Raw genomic sequence first — 20,393 nt, 5'->3', positions numbered from 1 at the left:
TACTGAGTGACTAATCATCTGTTAGTCTGGTTGTGGTAGAATAGAATAAATTAAAAAAAACAATTTTATCTTAGGCTATATTCAATACAAAGACCCACTTAATAGTAATGTCATAAATTGTAATGGCACAAAGTGACCATTATAATACATGCTTATGCAAAATTTGTAAAACTTGTTGAAAATACTGATAGTAACGGTGAACTTTAATCAATATGGACTACAAAAAGCTTTTATCACTATGCTTAAACCATTCAGACAATTTAATTTTAGTCTTGTCTAGTCAATTACACATTGAAGAAATTAATCCTACTGCAATTAAAATCTTAGGATGGAAAAAAGAGGAGGTTTATAACAAATCAATTGATAGTGTATTTAAACAATATGCTATGAAACCTTTTATTAAGTCAGCAGAATTCACAAAAAATGAAAAATATACTAGCTCTGCCTTAACTCATCGTGGCTTCAAAATTAATTGGCAAATTATTCCTGTTTATGACGATGAGAATAAGAAAAATTCAATTTTTGTCATAGGAAAACACACTAAAGACTTAACGGATAAACAAGTTGAATACTTACAATTAGAAAATGTGGTCAAGTACGCTCCAGGACTTTTCTATTGGAAAGATAAAAATAGTGTCTACCTCGGTTGTAATAAAGAATTTGCCAATTTAGCAGGTTTGCGATCAAGTGATGAGGTAGTCGGTAAAACCGATTTTGATCTCATATGGAAAGACAGAGCTCAACTCTATGTGGATGTTGACCAAGAGGTCATTAAAACCGGGACTGCGCGGCTAAACCATGAAGAGAATATAGCCGTTTCACAGGGCCAGACCATTACTGCAATTACTAACAAAGTTCCAATGTATGATAACCACCATAATGTCATCGGTATATTAGGCATTACGACAAATATCACAGAGCAAAAAAGATTGTTAGAAGACCTCAGGCGTGCCAAAGAAAACGCTGAGTCGGCTAACCAAGTGAAAACAGAATTCATTGCAAATATGAGTCATGACATTCGTACCCCTTTAAGCGGCATTATCGGCATGTCTCGATTTTTAGAAGAAAAAGCAAGCAATGAGGAAGAAAAGCAATATGCACGCTGGGTCAATGAAAGTGGCGAGCAACTACTCAAACTTCTAAATGGGGTACTTGATGTAGTTTCTGCAGCTCATCTTTCTGAACATGACATTCAAACAGAGTGCCTTAATCTTCGCCAGAGCATTGAGGACATTGTTCAGCTTGAAACACCAACTATCCATCAGAAAAATCTAGAATTTAAAGTAGATATCGATGAGGAAATTCCACAATTTATTGTATGTGACCGCTTTAAATTAAACCGTATTTTGCTTAATTTAGTAGGAAATGCTATTAAATTTACAGAGCACGGCCATATTGGGCTTAGTGTTAAACAAATCAGCAAACATCAAAATATCGTCAACCTTAAATTTAGCGTCAGCGACACCGGCCCGGGAATTCCTAAAACCTTACAGTCAAAAGTCTTTGAGCGCTTTTATCGGATTAGTCCATCTTATAAGGGTGATCATCAGGGACATGGTGTAGGACTACATATTGCTGAAAAATATGTGGCGTTGATGGGTGGAGAAATTGAGTTAGAGAGTGTGGAAGGCAAAGGAACGACTTTTTATTTCACAATTTCTTTAGCAATCGGCGAAGAAAAAAATGCGAGTATTCCAATTGAAACAAAAACCATTCATGCAACCTCTGAGCCTTCACTCGCAGACTGTAATTCCTCTCAGGCCTTTCTTTTGTTGGTCGAAGACAATGATATTGCTTTACGTATGGTTGAATTAATCGCAGAAAAAGCCGGCTGTCGTTATATTTCGGTCACTAACGGTGAGGAAGCTCTGGCTTTAGCTAAATCTAAAGAATTTGATTTAATTCTTACTGATATTGGCCTACCTGGTCTATCGGGTAATGAATTAACTAGCCGTATTCGTGATTGGGAAAAAAAATTAAATAAATCTCCAATCCCCATTGTGGGTCTGACTGCGCATGGTCTAGTTGAGGCAAAAAACGAATCACTTCAAGCAGGCATGAATCAAGTACTCTCTAAACCTATTAAATTGCCAATGCTGCAGGCGATTCTTAGCCAATTATTACCTAAGCTTTTTTCTAAAACAGAAACTAAGAATAAAACTAAAGAACAAACACTGGGTTTAGCAGATACCAAAGAAGAGGAGTTATTTTCACTCAATAATCATCCCACATTGGACCTCCAGCTAGGACTTTCTAACTTAGGGGATGAGACTGTTTTGCGGGACCTATTGACCTCCATGCAGGTAGAAGAGCTTCCCAATACCTTAAAAAGATTAGAGCAGGCTCATTCTGAATTAAATTGGAAAAAGATTGAAATCCTGGCTCATAAACTAAAAAGTAGCGCCTTGTATTGTGGTACCGAAAAACTGAAATTCGCTTGCCAATATTTAGAGTGCTATCACAAGACAGGGCATTCTAAATTATTGGAGCCTTTATATCAGCAATTAATTAATGTCCTCAATGAAACACAGCAGTTCATCAAAAGCTGGTTAGAGAACAATTAACAAAAAATTTCACCTCCATCCTTGGAGGATCTTGCAGAATTTACAGGATGTAACGTGCTAAATCTTCATCAGCAACTAATTTCCCTAAATGTGCATCAACATAAGCTGCATCGACGTGGACTGCTTCACCTGATTTGTCTGTGGCCTCGAAAGACACTACTTCCAACAAACGTTCCATGACGGTGTATAAACGACGAGCACCAATATTTTCAGTACGTTCATTAACTTTCCAGGCGACCTCAGCGATACGGCGAATACCGGTCTTGTCAAAGGTCAAACTCAGGCCCTCGGTATCCATCAAGGCGGTATACTGCTCCGTCAATGAAGCGCTAGGCTCTGTTAAGATGCGGACAAAATCGCCGACGCTAAGCGCAGATAATTCGACACGAATGGGTAAGCGGCCTTGTAATTCCGCAATCAAATCAGAAGGCTTGGCAACATGGAAGGCACCTGAAGCAATAAATAAAATATGATCAGATTTGATCATACCGTATTTCGTTGAAACCGTAGTACCCTCTACTAAAGGCAAGAGATCACGTTGTACGCCTTCGCGTGAAACATCACCCCCCCCGCTATTCTCAGCGCGCTTAGCCACTTTATCCAACTCGTCGATGAAGACTATTCCATTCTGCTCAATATTTTCGATCGCGCGAATTTTAATGTCTTCTTCATTGATTAACTTAGCAGCCTCTTCTTCACGCAAAATCTTCATTGCTTTGGCAATTGTTAGTTTACGTGTCTTAGTGCGGTTAGATCCCATTTGTTGAAACATGGACTGTAGCTGGTTAGTCATTTCTTCCATGCCAGGAGGAGCCACGATCTCGACGCCAACCGAACTCGCAGACACCTCAATTTCGATCTCATTGTCATTCAACAGACCTTCACGTAATTGCTTACGGAAAATTTGACGTGTGGAGGTTTCTTTTTCACTGGGTGTTAAACTTCCTCTTGCAGGCGGTAATAAGGCATCTAAAATTCGATCTTCTGCGGCATCTTCGGCTAAATTTTCAACCTTTTTCATTGCCCATTCGCGCTCTTGTTTAATAGCAATATCCGCTAGATCACGAATAATCGAATCGACATCTCGACCTACATACCCCACTTCTGTAAATTTAGTGGCTTCTACCTTGATAAAAGGAGCTTGAGCAAGCTTCGCTAAGCGCCTGGCAATTTCAGTTTTACCGACCCCTGTTGGCCCAATCATTAGAATATTTTTAGGCATAATTTCATTACGCAGCATAGGATCTTTAATTTGCATACGTCGCCAACGGTTACGTAAAGCAATAGCCACTGCGCGCTTAGCATCATCCTGACCAATAATGTGCTTATCCAATTCCTGCACAATTTCTCTAGGAGTCATCATTACGTTATTCACTATCGGTATCCAATTCTTCAATGGTTAAATTGTGGTTGGTATAAATGCAGATATCGGCGGCAATATTTAAACTTTTGCGCACGATATCAAGCGCTGATAATTTGGTATTTTCAACCAGAGCACGGGCAGCTGACTGTGCAAAAGGACCGCCGGATCCAATGGCAATTAATCCTTCCTCGGGTTCAATCACATCCCCATTACCAGTAATAATGAGCGAAGCTTTGCGATCGGCTACTGCTAAAAGCGCCTCTAAACGTCGTAAGATTTTGTCCGTACGCCAATCTTTGGCCAACTCCACAGCGGCACGAACTAAGTGACCTTGATGCATTTCCAATTTTGTTTCAAAACGTTCAAACAGTGTGAACGCATCGGCTGTTCCACCCGCAAAGCCAGCGATTACATTATCTTTATAAAGACGTCTTACTTTGCGTGCGTTGCTTTTCATGACGGTGTTGCCCATACTTACTTGCCCATCACCGCCGATAACCACTTTATTCCCTCGTCTTACCGACAGGATGGTCGTACCTCGATATTGTTCCAAAATACATCCCCATTACAGACTAAACTCATAAAATGGGGATAAGAAACGAAAAATCAATGGTTGAGAAAAATTATTTTATATTGGTACTGCGCTCGATTGGCACTTATCGCAGACACCCTTCAATTCAATAGCGCCTTGGCCAAGATGAAAATGATTGGCTTGAGATAATTTTTGGACAAGCTCATGCATTGTTTTATCGTATAATTCATTAACCTGGTGACAATCATTACAAACCATTAGCACCTCAGAGGCCTGATGCTCGGCAGGCTCGTGGCAAAGCGTGTAAGATTGAATCGATTCAATTTTGTGCACTACTCCATAATCCACAAAATAATCGAGCACACGATAGACAGTTGGCGGTTTAGCGTTTAACTGAATCTGCAGCAATTGATCCAAAATCTCATAGGCTTTGAGGGGTTTTTCTGCGCTCCATAAGATAAACAAAATACTTTTGCGTAAAGACGTGAGTTTAAGACCAATTTCCGCACAATAATTCCGAAACAAGGTTGGATAGTTCATTATTTGCTGTAATAAAAAGTATCTAAGTACTATCAGGATACTTCATAATGCTATTTTTGAGTATCTTCGCTCATAAATGACACACCATGCAATAAAGGAGCAAGGTGTAAATGCTCCGCTAAACTTTGACCAATATCAGCAAAGCTATCACGACGGCCAATGAAACGACTACTGAGTTTCTCCCCATAAACTAAAACAGGAATATGTTCCCTCGTATGATCTGAACCTGGAAAAGTTGGGTCACAACCATGATCCGCAGCAAGAACTATGAGGTCGTCCGCTTTAAGCAGCTTAAATAACTCAGGAAGACGGCGATCGAATTGCTCGAGTGCATGAGCGTATCCTGCAACATCACGTCGATGACCATAAGAGGAGTCAAAATCAACAAAATTAGTAAACACCAAACTTCCAGCCGGAGCATTTTTCATTGCTACTAATGTGGCATTAAATAGAGCCTCATTGCCATCGGCTTTGATCTCCTGGGTTATACCTTGATGTGCAAAAATATCTGCAATTTTTCCGATAGCGATCACTTCGCGGCCAGCTTCTTTTAAAAAATCTAATAAGGTAGGTGCTGGGGGTAAAGTCGCATAATCTCGACGATTACCCGTTCGCGCAAAAAAGCCGGGTTTACCAATAAATGGCCTGGCTATCACACGACCAATTTGATAATCATCCACTAAATCACGAGCAATTTCGCAAATTTCTAATAATCGACTTAAACCAAAAGACCCTTCGTGCGCAGCAATCTGAAAGACACTATCTGCTGAGGTATAAACAATGGGCTTGCCCGAGCTAATATGTTCTTCACCCAACTCATCAATAATTTTGGTTCCTGAAGCATGTTTTTCCCCCAGAACACCGGGTAAATTCGCTTTCTTGATCAAATCATCAATTAATTTTTTGGGAAAACAATTTGCTTGATCAGGAAAATAGCCCCAATCAAAAGTCACAGGAACACCAGCTAGCTCCCAATGACCGCTCGGCGTATCTTTTCCTAGACTTTGCTCAACTGCATAACCGTAATAACCTAGCGGTGGAGTCACGGTAGATAGATCAATTAAGCGTATCCCTGAGCTCGCAAGCGCTGACTGATAAAGACCTAGACTGGTTAAATGAGGAATATTTAATGGTCCTTTTCGTAAACCATCTTTATCTGCACGTCCTTCACTGCAGGCTTGGTGAATATGAGCAAAGGTATTTGCCCCTTCATCGCCATAGCGTCCAGCATCGAGGCTAGCACCAACTCCCATCGAATCCATTAATAAAATACAAACACGCCCAAGCATTATTATTCCTCTATTTGGCGACAATGCGTCTCTTTTAAACCAAATAACACCGCTAAAGCAATAATTAATCCAATCGGAAAAATTAAACCAGCATATTGGTAATCACCTAAAGAATAGACCGGAACGCCATCTGACATTTGCATTTCACCATGTCGCATGAGTAAGAAGCTAAATAAAATTTGGTATACGACGCAGCCCCCTTGGGTCAAAATAGAGACCACGCTCACAGCAGAAGCGGTCATCAAAGGGGAGCTGCTTTCAGCAACTAAAGCATAGCTAATTACTTGTGCGGCAGTAAAAAAACCTAAAAGCAAAAATAAAATTTTCATTAGAGGCAATGAAACGGGAACAAACAAGATAGCAAGCATGGTCAACAAAGAAGCAACTACACCTGCTTTCATTGGCAGAATACGCAAACTCAATTTATCCGAAAACCAACCGATAAGTGGACCGCCAATAATCGCCCCTAAAAATAACATGGAGTTAACCACTGCAGCATCTGCTTTCGATATGCCCATTTTCTGCACTAAATAAAGAGAGCCCATCATTGCGCCATACACCGCAATAGCCATGTTCATCAAGCTCGTATAAAGTGCTGCTCTTAAGTTTTGAGAATTAAGATAAGCTTTCTTTGCAGTCGCTATCAAACCTAGTCTTTTCACTTTCTTTTGATTCGTTGTTTGAATCTTATCAATGATGCCAAAATACATCACAACGAGCATAATTAATCCCAGCCAACCCACTTGCATTAAGGCTTCACGCCAGCCAATTTGCGCAACTAATTGAGTGAGCGGGTACTGAGCTAGCATACCACCAGTCATTGCGATAGTTACGATAACGCCAGTGATAAGTGCCATTCGTTTCGGTGGAAACCAGCGAGAAGCAAGACGTATAGGACCAAGAAAACAAAAAGCACTACCGATACCCGTTACAAAACGACAAAATAATGCCAAATAAAACGATTGTGCATGCGCTAAAATAAAAGTGCTTAATACACAAAGTAACATGGCAACTAGAATGGTTTTTTTGGTAGAAAATCGATCCAGAAGAAAACCGGCGACAAAAAGAAAAATAACATTCGATACATAGTAAATGCTTGACAAATAAGCCATTTTATCAGCTTGCACATGGAAATCTTGCATAATATTATCGGCAATCGATGCAAACATATTTCCCTGAATAAATTCATAAAAGAAAAATAAGGACGCACTAATACATACCACCCATGGTAATAAAGAACTTCCTAGCTGTTCATTGGTTGTGTATTCTTCTACCATTCGCATACATGCCCTCTTAATTACATTCGTTTGCAGTAAGTTTCACGAGTTAGTAAAACAGCCAACAATGCGGCTACCGCAGTTAAGGGAAAAATCCACATTGCATATTGAAAATCAGCTACCATATAGTTTTGAGATGTAGCCCCCGCATGTTGCTGTATTAACAAGCCAAAGAGCACCTGTCCTATACCACCTCCTCCCATGATGAGGACGGAAGCGATCCCTGTAGCAGCTCCTGTATTTTCTGAGGAATTGCTTTCTGCAATTAATGGATAACTGATCACTTGGGTACTGGTAAAAAAACCAAGAGCAAAGAAAAGCATACTCAGCTGAGTCTGAGATAAAGCAAGATCCATAAATAAAGGAATAACGGTCACTAAAGTCGCGAGAGCTCCTAAAATCATTAAGGGCTTACGGCGGCCTTGAGTATCTGAAAGCCAACCAACCAAAGGACAACCAATGATGCTACCAATAAAGATAAGACTAACAACGTTACTGGCCGCCATTTCAGGCAAATGATGGACAACTTGTAAGTAACTTGCACCCCACAATGCACAAAGTACCATAATCGGCAGATTTAACAAGGAGGTATAAAGCCCAGCAAGCCAATTTTGTGGATTGTTGAGCGATTGCAAAAAGCTTGAACCGATAGCCGTTTGATTAGAAACTTTAGATATTTTCTTCTGATTAGGTCTATCTTGAACAACGAGATAAATCCACACTAATAAAAATGCACCTACCGCACCATCAATGAGCAGAGAGTCCCGCCAACCATAATATTCATTGAGATGAGCAAAAGGAGTATGCGCCATCATACCGCCTAAGAAGGCCATAGTGACGAGTAATCCGATGACAAACGCTTGGCGACGCGGAGGAAACCAGTGCGCAACCAAGACAACACAGGAAAGAAAACAAAAAGCGTTACCGATACCCGAAAGAAAATGAAAAAAACAGGCCAATGCAAAAGAGTTTGTAAGCGCAAATCCTACGGTGCCAATCACACAAATTAACATGGCAATCAGAATTACTTTGCGCGTTGAAAATCGATCCAAAATAATTCCCGCAGGAAGAAGGAAAAGAATATCAGCCCATAAATAGGTACTTGACATCCAGCTAAGTTGAGTAGCATCTAAATGAAAATCATCGCGTAGTGGCTGATTAATCACATCAAAGATATTGAGTTGAAAAAATTCATAAAAGAAAAATAACCCAGCCGATAAGCATACTAACCATGCCATTAGATCGCCGCGAGGCAATATTGCACTCGAATCTACTGCGAGAGAATCGGACAAGATAACTCCTTAGCAAAGGTTGTAAAAATTGCGGCGTATTGTACCAAAATTTACATTTAAATGATATCTAAATTGGGCAATTCTTTCACATATAATCTTAATTTATTTAATAAAGATTTTATTTCTGTCATTTGAGGGCAATATATAGTCGCTGCGAATGTTCAAAACCCTCACCCTTGAAGGGAGAGGGGACTTATAGAAATGCCCTAGTCTCATAAGGAGAGAGAATTTTATAATCCCCTCGCTCCCGAGGGGAGAGGGCTAGAGAGGGGATTCAAACATTACGCATCATCAACTCCCTGGTTAAAATGTAGCCTTAATTTTATGTTGCAAAACAATACATTAAAGATACTATTGGAATTTTTAAAAAACCGACTCCAACAAAATAAGGATAATAAGATGATTCCGGTAAAAGGTTATGCCGCCCTAAAAGTAAAATCACCATTAGAGCCCTTTTCTTTTGAACGACGGGACGTGAGTGAAAATGACGTGCTTATAGACATTAAATATTGTGGCATTTGCCATTCTGATATTCACCAAGCTCGTGATGAGTGGGGGGGAGCGCTTTTCCCAATGGTCCCAGGCCATGAAATTGTCGGATTTGTTAGCCAAGTAGGTAAAAAAGTATCAAAATTTAAAGTAGGTGACAAGGTTGGGGTCGGTTGCTTTGTGGATTCCTGCCGACGTTGTGAAAACTGTCAAGAAGACCTGCAGCAATACTGCGACGAAGGAATGACACTCACCTACAATTGTAAGGAGCGTGATGGCAGCGCCTTAACCCAAGGGGGATACTCAACAAAGATTGTCGTTGATGAAAACTATGTGCTTCGTCTTCCCGAAAATTTACCTCTTGATGCCACTGCCCCGTTATTGTGTGCAGGAATTACCTTGTATTCGCCACTCAAACATTGGCATGCAGGTCCGGATAAGAAGATAGCTATTGTTGGTTTAGGTGGCTTAGGCCACATGGGTGTGAAAATTGCTCATGCTCTAAAGGCCGATGTAACGGTCTTAAGTCATTCCATGAATAAAGAAGCCGACGCAAAACGCATGGGAGCCAATCATTTTTATGCGACTTCGGATGCTAATACCTTTACCAAATTAGCGAAAAGCTTTGATCTTATTATTTGTACAGTCTCATCAGGCATTGACTGGAATCAACTTCTCACTTTGCTAAAACGCGATGGCACCATGGTTGTGGTCGGTGTACCTGAAAATAATGTACCCCTACACGCGTTTTCACTGGTTAAAAATCGCCTCACTCTAGGCGGCTCAATGATTGGTGGGTTAAAAGAAACTCAAGAAATGCTCGATTTTTGTGGTAAGCACAACATTACTTCTGATATCGAACTAATTCCTATTCAGAAAGTCAATGAAGCGTATGAGCGCATTTTAAAAAGTGATGTCCGTTATCGCTTTGTTATTGATATTGCTTCTCTTACTTAGAAACGTTGGGCTTTCGCCCAACTTACATAAAAACTGAAACTTAATATTCGCAAAAAAATTTTTGTGATATAAATTGAGCTTTTCTACCAATGGAGGGTAAGGGATGACCTATCGTTCAGATGTGGATGGTTTAAGAGCGATTGCGATCCTCTTTGTTTTATTTTTTCATAGTGGCCTTAAGCTTTTCCCTTCTGGGTTTATCGGTGTTGACCTTTTTTTCGTGATTTCTGGTTTTTTAATCACTAATATCATCCATCGCTCGATTCAGAATCAGAGTTTTTCTTTCTTGGAATTTTATAGCCGACGACTATGGCGTTTACAGCCGGTGTTTATTTGCTTGCTTCTGGTGGTTACTTTATACGCCTTGTTTTTTTATTTGCCTGATGATTTGGTGCAATATGTTAAGAGTGCTAGGAAAACCTCTATTTTTACCTCAAACAGTTATTTCGCACATGTCACTACCGGATATTTTGCAGCAGCTAGTAATCAGTTACCCCTCTTACATACCTGGTCTCTATCAATTGAATGGCAATGCTATTTAATGTTACCCATTGCTATCTATTTACTGAATCAATTTGTTCCTAGACAGCATATTAGTAAGATTATTTATCTACTCACCTTCCTTTTTTTCGTCTTAGCACTGTACTTTTCCGCTCACAATGCAACAAAAACTTATTATCAATTTCTAAGTCGTATTTTTGAATTTTTAGTCGGCTCTTGTGTGGCACTCACTCCACGACGCTTTTCTTTGCCGAATATCGTTTTAAATATTATAGGTGCACTTGCTCTTTTGACCTTAATTTTTGTCGCAACCCGCAGCAATATTAGTCTAGGTTTTCCCAATTATTATGCCCTTATTTTGTGTGTCGCAACCGGCTTGCTGATTGCGATCGGAGAGCATCAACCCAAACCCATTATTAGTCATTTGCTCTCAGTAAAACCTTTGGTTTTCATCGGCTTAATTTCTTATTCACTGTATATTTGGCATTGGCCCATTTTTGCGTTTATTCATTACGAAGGCATTCAAGAAACTACTTTTGTCACGTTAATTGCTTTTATTTTTTCTTTTGTATTCGCTTATTTATCATGGCGATTTATCGAAAAACCATCGCGTAAAATGAATCGTCTTCAGTTTAGCTACAGTGTCATTTTTTTACTTATTTTACCCGTTGCAGTGATGCACTTGAGTGCCTATATCATCAAAAAAAATGCTGGACTGCCTTTTCGTTTTAATGAGGAAGTGGTCAGAATTTATAAACAATTAAATCGCTATAATAGTTCGGAGCGACCTTTATGCATTGGAAAAAATAACATTGACATCAATACTCACTGCCTGCTTGGCGCAAAAAATTCGCCTAGCAAAAAGGGCTTCATGATTGGTGATTCTTATTCAAATCATTATTGGGGATTTATGGATACTTTGGCTAAAGATGCCAATCTTTCTATTCTTGCTCAAGCAACCTCATCCTGTCTAACATTACCTGGAATATTTCTCTACGATTGGTGGTCTTTTAAAAATGAGATTTATCAAGAATGCTATGAACAAACATCCCGTTATTTCGATATGATCAAAACGAATCATTACGATTTTGTCATCATAGGCCAAACCTGGAAAAATTATTTGGGACATAGCATTATTAATCAATTGCACGATCAGGGTTCGCCTGAACTGACCAAGAAGCGAATTACTGTAGCCTTGGATAAAGCCTTAGGTATTATCACTGATTCGGGAGCCAAACCTGTTTTAATAAAAGCAACGGCTTCAACGACTGAAAATCTTCACGATTGTTTTTTCCAACATGTAAAACAAAGAACTAACTATAGCCCGGGGGACTGTGATTTCAATTTGCAAACTAGTACTGAATTTTGGCTGAACAATTTATTTGAAGAAATGCAGAAAAAATACCCGCAACTTATTGTTATCGACCCCAAAAAAGTACAGTGTTTAAATAACCGCTGTAAAGCAGATATCAATGGAGTTCCAGTGTTTCGCGATATAGGCCATATCACTGATTACGCTTCTTATCAATTCGCAAAACTTTATTTAAAGCAATATAAAAATCCACTTATAAATTTAAAAGCTAGTTGATTTAATTCAACTAGCTTTTTAATCGCTTCTAATGATTAATCATCATCATGGCAAGATTTAAATTTTTCAGCCCATTTCTCTTCTACTTCTTGCATTTTCTTGTGTAGTTGAGCTTTTTGTTGATCATTAAGTACATTCAAAATTTGATTAGTTGCTGCTAGCTTTGCTTTCATAACATCACCAATCAATTGAGTTTTTTGATCAACTAAACCATTGACTGTTGATTGATCCATAGTGGCTGATTGAACCTGTTGACTAATTTGTTTTCTCAGATTATCCATTTGGCCAGCTTTATCAGCCATTGTTGATTTTAATTGATCTAAGATTGGTTTTATTTTTGCTTTCTGAGAATCATCAAGATTTAATGATTCAACCATTTTTTTAATACCTTCTCCACAATGCTCAGAATCAGCAAAAGCTGCTTGGCCTAATACGAGAGAGAAAGCGAATACCATTATCCCTAAAATTTTTTTATACATGATACTTTCCTTAGTTTATTGTTAGATACCGTAGCTAAGTATAGACAGTAAACTTGCTGAGATCTGCAATTTATTAAATTAAATTTAAAAAAGAGATCAGTCTTGAATATCCACTAAAGAAAATCGAGCTGCACCTCAGAATCAGAAAAAAACCGCCAGGGGAAAGCGAGAATTGGAGAGTCTTTGTCCTGAGTCGGAATTTCTAAAGAATTGCCAAATAAGCAGTATATTCCTCATAGGTTGGTATTCCTATTTGCTGAGCTGCCTCACTCACCTATTCACAATTACAATGATCGTCGCCTACTTTTTTCCTTCCCTCAAACTATAAATCTCTGCCGCTCCCTCTCTTTGGCACCTAGATAACTTCGCGTTTTTTTGAAAGGATTGCTGGCTTATAAATGGTATTTGCTATTGCTTTTTTGTTTTTTTAATTCTTCTTTTGCCTTGTTTAAAATATTCCTTTGCTCCTCAGATAGTTTTTTTCCAGCTCTATTTATATAAAAATTAAGCATAGACATTGCGGATTGGTATATAGAACCTTTTCGACGCGTGCTTTTTTCAGCTGAATTAATTAATGATATAGCAATTTTTTTGGGATCTTCCCAGGTAAAAACCCCTTTTTCCAAATCTAGGGCATCAGAATGTTGCGTGACTTTTTGAGACCATTGATTATTTCTAGCCATAGAAACCTCTTATGGAGTTTTCACCTCGAAATTTATTAACTTTCTTTTTTCTTAGGAACTTTTTCGCCTTTTTTTCTGGCTTTTGATAAACCAATAGCAATGGCTTGCTTACGGCTTTTGACTTTACCATCCTTGCCGCTATGTGCCTCTCCTTTTTTATATTCATGCATTTCTTTTTCTACTTCCCGTTGTGATCCTTTGCTGTATTTCCTAGTAGTCATATGCACCTCCATTTTCCATATAATTTTTAAGACTTATTCCGACTTTTATTGATATAAAAAGCTGCGAGTTCAAAATGAAGAAAGCGCAGTAATACTGTTGCTTTACTTGCTTAAATTCTTCATTATTTAAATATAGACTATTCAAAAAATGGGCAATTCTATAATGCTGCCGCAACGGAAAAGGCCGAGGATGGCAAAATTAAGGCTCAAGTCGTACAATTGGCTGAAGCTTTAACCTCTGTCCTTATAAGATGCTTGATAAAAATATCGGGGCCTATTTTTAAAGCAATAGGATTTGCTATTTTTTCAGATAGTTAACCTGTGAAGTGCTGCTAACCGTGCACTTACAAAGCCAGGGAAAATGGGTTGAAAGGTATAATAGAATCCCGTGCGTTTATCCAACCGAGTTAACGCTTGTTCGTAGTAAAGTGTTGAAATGATACGTTGCAAGCAACTTGGCTACTCGTTAAAATTACTCACTATAGCCAGGTAGTCTACTGATGAAATCTGAGCCCATTAATTGCGAAGGTGTTCTATAACCACCTTTAAGTTTGTTTTTTAGCAAATACTCAGCAATTCCTAGGCTACTGGCTACAGTGAGAGCATAGCCATTAGCTGTTGTAATCCGAACTGTTCTGCTTTTCCCTTTTGCATTTTTTGCTTCACCCCAAACATGTGTCAGATTGCTTTTAAATTGTTCAATACTAGGTCCCTTTTGCGCAGCGGCTTTCTTTTTAAGAAAATTTTGTATAAAGCTCAAACCTAAAAGCCAGCGTATATAATTGGCTCGTTTCAAAATAGATAACCTTTTAGGGCTTATTGGGATATATACTTCAATATTTGGTATGCCCGTTGTGTAAAAAGCAGTACTTATATCTCCCCACGGAATAGTTGTGGCTAATTTTTCTCCTTTACCAAAGTCAATGAAGCGGGTTTTCCAAGCCAGAGGGACTGTTTTAATTTCACTGTTAATGCGAACTTTTCCTCCACTAGCTAAACCTTCTACAGCTGTTTTTGCTGTACCAGGCGACATGCCTGAGTTCGAATCAAATCCAAGAGCCAAATAATTAGCGTCAGGAAGCATTTGTTTTAATTGAGCTGCGATACAATCCGTTGGTGTGACATCAAATCCAACTCCCGGACAGAGAACAATGTTAACTTCTGCTGCTAGCAAATTTTGGCTATGGGCGTATTCAAAAATAGAGATTTCACCAGTAATATCGATGTAGTGGGTTCCAGACCGAATACATGCTGTTATCATTTGCTGACTTGTGGTAGAAAAGGGTCCAGCACAATTTAAAACCAATTTTACATCAGAAAGCTGGCTTATTATATTTTTCGGATCACTTAGGTTAAAAACACGACCATTGAATCCCAGTTCTTCTGCTAATGATATGATAGCTTTCTCGTTGCGTCCTGCAAGGATAGGATTCAGTCCTCTAACTTTTGCTTCTCTTGCAATTAATTCTCCAGTATATCCATTTGCTCCATAAATCATCCAGTTATTCATTTCTTTATTCCATCGGTTTGCTAAGAGATTATTGTTAATTCTAGACAAGATATTAGTATAAAAACGAACATCAAAGAATGAAAATCTTATCCATCTCAAACTTTTGATTTTTGGAATTTTGGTCATCTTATAACCTCAAGGGGGTCATTCATCATGATTTTATTGTTTTAATTTCTTTGGGATATAAAATCGCAAATTGCGATTATTTATCGTCATATGCTATAATTGCTTTATATCGTTTTAGAGAGAAATTAGTATGGCTCAATCGGTAAGATTATCAGATACACTAGTGAAACAAGCCAAAGCGGTTGGTGAGGTAATGTCTCGCTCTGGGGCTGGGCAAATTGAGCATTGGGCAAAAATTGGGAAAATTGCTGAAGAAAATCCTGATTTATCCTATGAGTTTATTAGAGATAGTTTACTGGCAAAAGCAGAAATAGATAATGGATTGGTTGATGATTATGAATTTGATCATTAAGCAATCTAGCTCATTTAAAAAAGCTGTAAAAAAATTGCCTAAGCAATATAAATCAATTCTCGATGATGAAGTCAGAACATTAGTTAACAATCCAGAAATAGGAGAGCGCAAAAAAGGCGATTTGGACTTCTTAAGAGTTCATAAAATCAAATTTTCAAATCAGGAAGTATTATTAGGTTATATGTATAAAGAGGGTGAGCTCGTACTAACGTTACTTAAATTGGGAACCCATGAAAACTCTTATCGTGATATCAAAAACATCATTTAAGAACTAACTCGGTAATCCCCCCTGAAAAATAACTGAATCCAAAAGTAGAATTTTCTCATACCCTTTGTCAGAGGAGATTTAGCAGGAAAAAATCAAAATTACAGATAGTCAAATAGTGTCAAGTTTAAAACAAAAGGAAAGCGGCACGCCTGTTTCAGTTAAAATGGGAGGGGTTACCCTCTGTCTAAATCTATCAGTCAACGCTCTCTTTAATATTTCAGCCAACCTATAATTAAAAATTAATAGACACTTGGGTTAGGAAGGGAGATATTATGATAGTTGATCTGACAAACAAAAAAGGTTTAGTCACCGGCATTGCCAATGATCACAGCATTGCCTATGGATGTGGGGAACAATTTCGTGAGGCGAATGCAGAGTTGGCAATAACCTTTCTTAATGCCAAAGCAGAGCCTTTCATACGCCCTTTAGCATTAGAATTAAAATCCCCCCTTATTCTTCCTTGTAATGTGCAAAAGGAAGAAGAGATTATTGCTTTATTTGCCGCAATTGAAAAAAAATGGGGGAGATTAGATTTCATGTTACATTCGATGGCCTTTGCTCCTAAAACTGCCTTGGAATACCCATTGATTGAATGCTCCAAGGAGGGATTTTTGGAGGCGATGGATATCTCCTGTCACTCATTAATTCGTCTATCAAAATATGCCGCTCCCTTGATGAAAAACGGCGGTAGCATTTTGACTATGACTTATTATGGCAGCCAAAAAGTGATACTTAATTATAACTTAATGGGCGTGGTCAAGGCCGCATTAGAAACGTCTGTCAGATACCTGGCATATGAACTAGGACCCCAAAATATAAGAGTCAACGCCATTTCACCAGGCCCTATCGAGACACGAGCTGCCTCTGGAATTCCTAATTTTTATGAGTATATCGATGCAGAAAAACAGCGATCCCCCTTGCCTCGCATGGTTGATATTAAAAATGTCGGTAATTTAGCGGCATTTCTTGCTAGCGATGCTGCTATGGATATAACTGGACAGGTACATTATATTGATGCAGGTTATTCCATTATGGGCTGATGAGTATCGAGGAGCATCGCTATGTCTTTCATTGAAAATCGAACATTTGATGAACTTAAAATTGGGGACTCAGCACAGATTAAACGTACCTTAAGTCTTAAAGACATCGAACTATTTTCTATCATGTCTGGTGATGTGAATCCAGCTCACGTGGATGCTGACTATGCAAAAGATGATAGGTTTCACCAAATCATTGTACAAGGCATGTGGGGTGCTGCCCTGATATCAACGGTGCTAGGTACAGAGCTGCCTGGCCCGGGAACCATTTATTTAGATCAAACACTTCGGTTTTCTGCCCCCATTGTACCCGGGGATGTAATTACGATTAGTGTAACAGTGACCGCTAAAATGCCTGAACACCATATTGTTGATTTAGAATGCAAGTGCGTGAATCAAAATAATCAAGTTGTAATAAGTGGTGTGGCCACGGTGATGGCACCCACCCTTAAAGTTAAAAGAGAACGAATTGTATTACCCTCAGCTGTTTTAAAAGGGCATAAAGGATCATGGTACAAAAAATTAATTAAATTAACAAAAAATCTTACACCCCTTAAAACAGCTATTGTGCATCCCGTTGATACACTGGCTTTACAAGGTGCCATTGATGCAGCCATAGAAAATCTTATAATCCCCATTCTTGTTGGTCCAAAAGATAAAATCCTCGCGGCAGCCGCTGACGCTAAGTTGGATATTTCCGCCTACGAGATTATTTCAACCCGCCATAGCAATGAATCAGCAGAAGTTGCAGTAAAACTCGCAAGAGAATGTAAAGTAGAAGCCTTGATGAAAGGGAAAATCCATACCGACGAATTGATGGGGCCGGTTGTAAATAAAGAAACGGGCTTGTTGACCTCACGAAGAATGAGCCATGTGTTTTATGTAGAAGCCCCAAAATATTTCAAACCGTTATTTCTATCAGATGCAGCACTCAATATTCGGCCTAATTTAGAAGAAAAAAGGGACATCACCCAAAATGCGATTGATTTGTTTCGTACCTTAGGCTTTGGCACGCCAAAAGTTGCCATCGTTTGTGCTGTAGAAACGGTCAATGAAAAAATGCAATCCACACTTGATGCAGCAGCACTAAGTAAAATGGCAGAAAGGGGCGCGATAACAGGAGCTATTGTCGATGGGCCACTAGCATTTGATAACGCCATTTCTATTGAATCTGCACATGAGAAAAATATTAAATCTGAGGTTGCGGGGTGTGCTGACATCATTATTGTTCCCGATATTGAATCGGGCAATATGCTTTATAAAGAAATGACTTATATGTCAGGCATGGAAGCAGCTGGTATGGTGATGGGTGCAAGGGTTCCTATTATATTAACCAGCCGTGGCAGTGATGAGATTTCTCGAAAAGCATCTTGTGCTATGGCGCTGGTGTATAGTCGCAATAAGGAGAAATTAAATGCTTGAAGTCCTATTAGTGATTAATACAGGGTCTTCAAGCATTAAATTTTCGATTTTTGCTTGTCAGCAAAAATTAAATTTACTTTATCGTGGCGAAATTGAAAGTATTTCCGATTCACCCTGTTTAACCATTTTTGATGCGAATCACTTAAAAATAGTAGAGCAAAAAATTTTATCTACAGGAACCGAAGCAGGCTTACGAGTATTTTTTAATTGGTTTGAGCGTTTACCCGATTCCATGAAATTAAAAGCAGTAGGCCATCGCGTGGTACATGGAGGCACATACTTTTCTCAGCCCACATTAGTAACTGATGAGGTCATGAAAAAAATAGCCAGTTTAATTCCCTTCTGCCCTTTTCATGAAGCTCAGAGTCTCGAGGCCATTGAGAACATAAAAACAATTTACCCTGCCATGCCACAAGTAGTTTGTTTCGATACCAACTTTCATCGTACACAGGAACATTTGGCAACGCTTTTTGCTATTCCAAGAAAGTTAACAGATGAAGGTCTAGTTCGTTATGGTTTTCATGGTATTTCCTATGAATACATCGCCTCAGTCATCACCCAACATATTGGCGATATCGGTAATAAACGAGTTATCGTTGCTCATTTAGGTAGTGGTGCGAGTATGTGCGCCATGCATCAACGTAAAAGCGTAGCCACCTCGATGGGACTTACCGCTTTGGATGGATTGATGATGGGCACTCGCAGTGGTTCGATTGATCCGGGATTGATACTGTATTTATTGCAAGAAAAAAAACTCTCCGTGGAACAAGTAACTACCCTGCTTTATCAAGAATCTGGTTTATTAGGCGTCTCTGGCATTAGCAACGATATGCGAAAACTTCAATCAAGCGACGAACCGCATGCAATAGAGGCGGTTGATTTATTTTGCTTTATCGCAGCAAGAGAACTAAGTGCACTATGTGGCATCTTACATGGATGCGATGCGATTATTTTTACGGCAGGCATTGGTGAACGCTCAAATGTCGTTAGAAAAAAAATCTGTGATCGACTGGACTGGTTAGGTGTTGTCTTGGATGAGAAGGCAAATAGCACTAATGCATCTGTCATCAGCCAAGACAGAAGTAAAATTAAAGTAGGTGTCATTCCTACTAATGAAGAATATATAATTGCTAAACATACAATGAATAGAGTAGTAGGAGCTAATAATTAGAGCTTGTCTTAGATAACAGGGTTTAAGTATGTTTTTCAATCCTAGGACTTCCACCCACAAGAATGCTAAGAAGGCGGCTCCCTGGATACTTCCGGAAAAAGGATCTGGCATAACGGATATACTTGAATCTCATATTGCCCCACACTTAAATAGGGTCAATGTTCGTATGACTATCGTACATAATGATGTTATCCGGCAGCTGGTTGCCAGTGGTTTGGGGATAAGTTTTATATCAACTCTGTCCTTAGGTCGTCTAGTAGATAAAACAGACCTAGTGACACTTAATACACCGTTTCTCGGATTAAAGAGAATTTTTTATAGGGTAATACGAAAAAATGATAGCCACTTTGATTGGCTTAATCCCTCCAAAAAAACTGTGAAATTTTGAAATTAGAAGGCCACAATGGATAACAGCTGTTATTGGGTATATATACTTTTATGTGAAAACAATACTTACTACACAGGCTTTACTAATGATCTTTTAAAGCGCTACCAATCTCATATTGATGGAACAGGGAAATGTAAGTACACGCGGAGCTTTAAACCCGTTAAAATCGCTCAATCTTGGCAAATTAAGGGTGGAAAGGCTGAGGCAATGAGAATAGAGCGTTTTATTAAGAGATTATCCAGAAGGGAAAAAGAAAAAATTATTGCTGAACCCTCATTATTAATTTCTTGTGTATAACCTAAAAGCTAATTTGTGAATTAATCAGAACTATTAATGGTGGCAGG

20 protein-coding genes are annotated in these 20,393 nt (G+C 38.8%); 10 read left to right on the top strand and 10 right to left on the bottom strand.

What is annotated here, in order from left to right; all coding sequences use genetic code 11:
- The first annotated feature begins 212 nt into the window (after positions 1-212).
- Positions 213-2,564 carry an ATP-binding protein gene (locus Ldro_RS04175; RefSeq protein ID WP_058495164.1) on the top strand — a complete coding sequence of 784 codons (2,352 nt, stop codon included), beginning with the start codon at positions 213-215 and terminating at the stop codon, positions 2,562-2,564.
- 40 nt (positions 2,565-2,604) lie between these two features.
- On the opposite strand, the gene hslU is transcribed toward Ldro_RS04175, so the two are convergent.
- The 6 genes from hslU to Ldro_RS04145 all read right to left on the bottom strand — a co-directional run bounded on the left by hslU (position 2,605) and on the right by Ldro_RS04145 (position 8,857).
- Positions 2,605-3,924 carry an ATP-dependent protease ATPase subunit HslU gene (gene hslU, locus Ldro_RS04170; protein WP_058495190.1) on the bottom strand — a complete coding sequence of 440 codons (1,320 nt, stop codon included), beginning with the start codon at positions 3,922-3,924 and terminating at the stop codon, positions 2,605-2,607.
- Between the two features lie 7 nt (positions 3,925-3,931).
- Positions 3,932-4,480 (bottom strand): ATP-dependent protease subunit HslV, encoded by a 549-nt coding sequence (gene hslV / locus Ldro_RS04165; RefSeq protein WP_058495163.1) that lies wholly within the window; start codon positions 4,478-4,480, stop codon positions 3,932-3,934.
- A 75-nt stretch (positions 4,481-4,555) separates the two neighbouring features.
- Positions 4,556-4,999, bottom strand: coding sequence for a Fur family transcriptional regulator (locus Ldro_RS04160; RefSeq protein WP_058495162.1), 444 nt, complete (start codon positions 4,997-4,999; stop codon positions 4,556-4,558).
- A 50-nt stretch (positions 5,000-5,049) separates the two neighbouring features.
- A complete protein-coding gene (locus Ldro_RS04155) occupies positions 5,050-6,288 on the bottom strand; it encodes a phosphopentomutase (protein WP_058495161.1) in 1,239 nt (412 codons plus the stop codon).
- Between the two features lie 2 nt (positions 6,289-6,290).
- Positions 6,291-7,571 carry an MFS transporter gene (locus Ldro_RS04150; protein ID WP_058495160.1) on the bottom strand — a complete coding sequence of 427 codons (1,281 nt, stop codon included), beginning with the start codon at positions 7,569-7,571 and terminating at the stop codon, positions 6,291-6,293.
- A gap of 14 nt (positions 7,572-7,585) precedes the next feature.
- Positions 7,586-8,857 (bottom strand): MFS transporter, encoded by a 1,272-nt coding sequence (locus Ldro_RS04145; RefSeq protein ID WP_058495159.1) that lies wholly within the window; start codon positions 8,855-8,857, stop codon positions 7,586-7,588.
- A 399-nt stretch (positions 8,858-9,256) separates the two neighbouring features.
- Between Ldro_RS04145 and Ldro_RS04140 the strand changes: the two genes are divergently transcribed.
- A complete protein-coding gene (locus tag Ldro_RS04140) occupies positions 9,257-10,303 on the top strand; it encodes an NAD(P)-dependent alcohol dehydrogenase (protein ID WP_058495158.1) in 1,047 nt (348 codons plus the stop codon).
- Positions 10,304-10,406: 103 nt separating this feature from the next.
- On the top strand, positions 10,407-12,392 hold the full coding sequence (locus Ldro_RS04135) for an acyltransferase family protein (protein WP_058495157.1): 1,986 nt from the start codon (positions 10,407-10,409) through the stop codon (positions 12,390-12,392).
- Positions 12,393-12,427: 35 nt separating this feature from the next.
- On the opposite strand, the gene Ldro_RS04130 is transcribed toward Ldro_RS04135, so the two are convergent.
- From Ldro_RS04130 to Ldro_RS04115, 4 genes are all read right to left on the bottom strand, one after another.
- The gene (locus Ldro_RS04130) at positions 12,428-12,871 is read right to left on the bottom strand and encodes a Spy/CpxP family protein refolding chaperone (RefSeq protein ID WP_058495156.1); all 444 of its coding nucleotides are present in this window, start codon (positions 12,869-12,871) and stop codon (positions 12,428-12,430) included.
- A 392-nt stretch (positions 12,872-13,263) separates the two neighbouring features.
- Positions 13,264-13,554 (bottom strand): DUF3175 domain-containing protein, encoded by a 291-nt coding sequence (locus tag Ldro_RS04125; protein ID WP_058495155.1) that lies wholly within the window; start codon positions 13,552-13,554, stop codon positions 13,264-13,266.
- A 35-nt stretch (positions 13,555-13,589) separates the two neighbouring features.
- Positions 13,590-13,775 (bottom strand): DUF6496 domain-containing protein, encoded by a 186-nt coding sequence (locus Ldro_RS04120; protein WP_058495154.1) that lies wholly within the window; start codon positions 13,773-13,775, stop codon positions 13,590-13,592.
- Between the two features lie 472 nt (positions 13,776-14,247).
- Positions 14,248-15,411, bottom strand: coding sequence for a saccharopine dehydrogenase family protein (locus tag Ldro_RS04115; RefSeq protein WP_238583960.1), 1,164 nt, complete (start codon positions 15,409-15,411; stop codon positions 14,248-14,250).
- A 130-nt stretch (positions 15,412-15,541) separates the two neighbouring features.
- Between Ldro_RS04115 and Ldro_RS04110 the strand changes: the two genes are divergently transcribed.
- The 7 genes from Ldro_RS04110 to Ldro_RS04080 all read left to right on the top strand — a co-directional run bounded on the left by Ldro_RS04110 (position 15,542) and on the right by Ldro_RS04080 (position 20,346).
- The gene (locus tag Ldro_RS04110; protein WP_058495152.1) at positions 15,542-15,763 is read left to right on the top strand and encodes a ParD-like family protein; all 222 of its coding nucleotides are present in this window, start codon (positions 15,542-15,544) and stop codon (positions 15,761-15,763) included.
- The gene (locus Ldro_RS04105) at positions 15,747-16,031 is read left to right on the top strand and encodes a type II toxin-antitoxin system RelE/ParE family toxin (protein WP_238583959.1); all 285 of its coding nucleotides are present in this window, start codon (positions 15,747-15,749) and stop codon (positions 16,029-16,031) included. Before Ldro_RS04110 ends, Ldro_RS04105 begins: the two co-directional genes overlap by 17 nt.
- A 272-nt stretch (positions 16,032-16,303) precedes the next feature.
- The gene (gene fabI, locus Ldro_RS04100; protein WP_058495150.1) at positions 16,304-17,071 is read left to right on the top strand and encodes an enoyl-ACP reductase FabI; all 768 of its coding nucleotides are present in this window, start codon (positions 16,304-16,306) and stop codon (positions 17,069-17,071) included.
- A 21-nt stretch (positions 17,072-17,092) separates the two neighbouring features.
- Complete coding sequence (locus tag Ldro_RS04095; RefSeq protein WP_058495149.1) at positions 17,093-18,490, top strand: bifunctional enoyl-CoA hydratase/phosphate acetyltransferase; 1,398 nt, start codon at positions 17,093-17,095, stop codon at positions 18,488-18,490.
- Positions 18,483-19,661 carry an acetate/propionate family kinase gene (locus Ldro_RS04090; RefSeq protein ID WP_058495148.1) on the top strand — a complete coding sequence of 393 codons (1,179 nt, stop codon included), beginning with the start codon at positions 18,483-18,485 and terminating at the stop codon, positions 19,659-19,661. The genes Ldro_RS04095 and Ldro_RS04090 overlap by 8 nt, the downstream gene beginning before the upstream one ends.
- A gap of 28 nt (positions 19,662-19,689) precedes the next feature.
- Positions 19,690-20,049 carry a LysR substrate-binding domain-containing protein gene (locus tag Ldro_RS16970; RefSeq protein ID WP_058495147.1) on the top strand — a complete coding sequence of 120 codons (360 nt, stop codon included), beginning with the start codon at positions 19,690-19,692 and terminating at the stop codon, positions 20,047-20,049.
- A gap of 15 nt (positions 20,050-20,064) precedes the next feature.
- A complete protein-coding gene (locus Ldro_RS04080; RefSeq protein ID WP_058495146.1) occupies positions 20,065-20,346 on the top strand; it encodes a GIY-YIG nuclease family protein in 282 nt (93 codons plus the stop codon).
- Positions 20,347-20,393: the final 47 nt, after the last annotated feature.

The organism is Legionella drozanskii LLAP-1 (assembly GCF_001467585.1).
GTDB classification, from domain to species: domain Bacteria; phylum Pseudomonadota; class Gammaproteobacteria; order Legionellales; family Legionellaceae; genus Tatlockia; species Tatlockia drozanskii.
The sequence above is the reverse complement of the archived record's forward strand: the minus strand, read 5'-3'. Positions and strand labels throughout refer to the sequence as shown.